Origin of the sequence: Clostridiisalibacter paucivorans DSM 22131, assembly GCF_000620125.1 — a bacterium.
Taxonomy (GTDB): Bacteria; Bacillota; Clostridia; order Tissierellales; family Clostridiisalibacteraceae; genus Clostridiisalibacter; species Clostridiisalibacter paucivorans.
In genome coordinates, this window is the sequence record NZ_JHVL01000086.1 from 1 (window position 1) to 2,477 (window position 2,477).

General features: G+C 28.8%; 2 protein-coding genes. Both read right to left on the minus strand.

Features of this window, described 5'->3' with window-relative positions:
* Positions 1–875: 875 nt before the first annotated feature.
* Complete coding sequence (locus Q326_RS18355; RefSeq protein ID WP_026896062.1) at positions 876–1,451, minus strand: hypothetical protein; 576 nt, start codon at positions 1,449–1,451, stop codon at positions 876–878.
* Positions 1,452–1,459: 8 nt separating this feature from the next.
* On the minus strand, positions 1,460–2,407 hold the full coding sequence (locus Q326_RS17610) for a DNA/RNA helicase domain-containing protein (protein WP_051531537.1): 948 nt from the start codon (positions 2,405–2,407) through the stop codon (positions 1,460–1,462).
* Positions 2,408–2,477: the final 70 nt, after the last annotated feature.

Genomic DNA, 2,477 nt, shown 5'->3' on the forward strand with positions numbered 1-2,477 from the left:
TTTCATTTTCAGAATCTGTTACTTCAGTTTTACTACATCCTATCAGTGAAAATGATAATACAATAATCAATAAAATAATTGATTTTTTCATAAAAACACTCCTTATAAATTTAAATTCGCTGAACATTAAATTACAAATATACAATCAAATTTGACAAATTGATTTAGATATAGCTCCCTTACTTCTTGCTATTTCACACCTTGTACCTCCACATGTATATTTGCTCACATTATATCATAATGCAATATTAGATGATAAATTAATATACTTTTATTAGTTATAACCATCACACATAAAAACCCTTATAACAACTATTTATAGCCATTATAAGGGTCTTATCATACTACTCCAATCATGCCATCTACGCCAAAGGCTTGATTCAATGAGAAGTTACTCCCACTCGATAAGTTAGGATGCAAGTTAAACTTATTTGTTTAGTTTTAGTAGCGTTTATATGGTATTTTGGATATTTTATTTGTCTTATTTGATGTTTGGTGAATTTTTAATATCAAAGTAATATCAATGGCTACTTATTAAAATAACAGTTTAGCATTTTATAAATCTATTTTGATTTAATCGTATCTAATTTCTTTTGTAAGTTACTAATCTTATTCTCTAGTGAAATGTTTATATCCTTAATGTTATTAATTTCTTTTTTTAAAAAAGCTAACTCTCTTAATTTCTTTTTTTTATTAATAGTATCTAGTCTAAGTTGCTCTTTCAGTTCTCTATTTTGTGCATCAAGTTCATTAATTTTCTCAGAAATTAGGTATTCTTTTAAAATAGGGTCTACCAGAATAGAAGCATATAAAGTATCATTTAGTTTTGACACAATGTTATTGTATTGTTTTTCTTCTTCCTGGGTTTTAAAATCCTATTTAACATATTTCCAATTTATAGCATTAAATTCTATTATAGGTATTTCTAAATCTCTAAACTCTTTTATCTCCAATTCATCGACTTTATGACTATAATATATTTCTATAGCTAACTTTCCAGCCCAGTTTTCATAATATATAGCTGGTTCTGATTTTGTAAAATACACCATCACATCTACTACTCTATACTTGGTTTCACTAGTGTATACAACCTCTTCTTGCACAGATTTATCAATATAAATTTTAACAGGTTGCCCCTTAACTTTTATATTAATAACTTCTAATCTAGAAATACACTCCTTAAAAAATTCGTGTCTATAGCTTTCTTCATAACCTTCATAAATTCTATTTGATTTATTTGATTGATATTTAAAATAACTTTTGCTAAGCACTCCATTTTTTCCTGAAACAAAAAACATTTTTTCCTTAAGATTAGTATTTTGATGAATGCTATAGATATTGTCTCTGCTTTTTTCCCAATATTCCGGTTCAAATGTTTTCCAATGAATTACATCCCAGATGTTGATTTTTTTATATTCTCCATTAATTAGTAAATCAGCGCTTCCTTTCATATATTCTCCTAATATTTGCTAATTCCCTCAATGCCTATCTCTTTCATATACTCATAAATCCCATTATAATATTCACATCTCCTTGTATGATCATTATCATCTCCATACGGGACATATATAACCATACCTTGTCTAGCTCTAGTTAGTAGCACTCTATAAGCATTTTTTAAGTACAATTTTTTGTCATTACTATTTATATTTATCCACTTATTACCTCTAAATTGTTTATAAATAAACTCTTCACCATTAAACCTAAAATCAGCGCCCCAAGCTACTAATGCGAAATCGAGCTCTAATCCCTGTATATCAAACTCCGTAGCTGTATCCTCAAGATAATATGATGATCTCACATCTAAGCAATCATTTAAAAACCAATTTTTTGCCTCAATATCATTCTTTACAAATATCCCTTCTGCTTTTAGTCTAAGTGCTCCAGAGCTTGCAATCATACCGTATCTTTCTGTGCCTCTAGCCTTATTTTTAATCCAGTTTTTAGCAGCAACCAAATCTCTTGTTATTACAATATCATAATTATCCTTCAGTGTATTAAAAAGTTCTTTAGCATCAACACACTCAACATCTAATAAACTCTTTACAAAACCAGATAAATTTTCACTTCTAAAAGAACGTAATGATACAGATAAATGAAGGTCTTCCTTAATATTTGCATTAATAGCTGATAGCATAGTATTAAGGTCTTTTCCCCTTCTATATTCGTCATCCGTAATTCTATTAGAAACAAATACATTCCAATCTTTATGCTTATACTTTATCGTCTCAAACCATTCTCCCAACCCTGCTTCTCCAGTGTTTATTTCTTGTCCACCACCAATAAGACAAATGATAACAGCCCAATCTTCATGTCTATTCATATATTGAATCAAGAACTCTGGTTCTGACATATCAAAGTCAAGTTGTCCTTTTTTAGTTTCGGTGTTTGTCAAGTAAGTTGTCATAGAACTTTTTTCTTAAGCTTCTCGTTTTTGTATAAATCATCGGTTGGATTAAGGCTTACTATTTCAACCT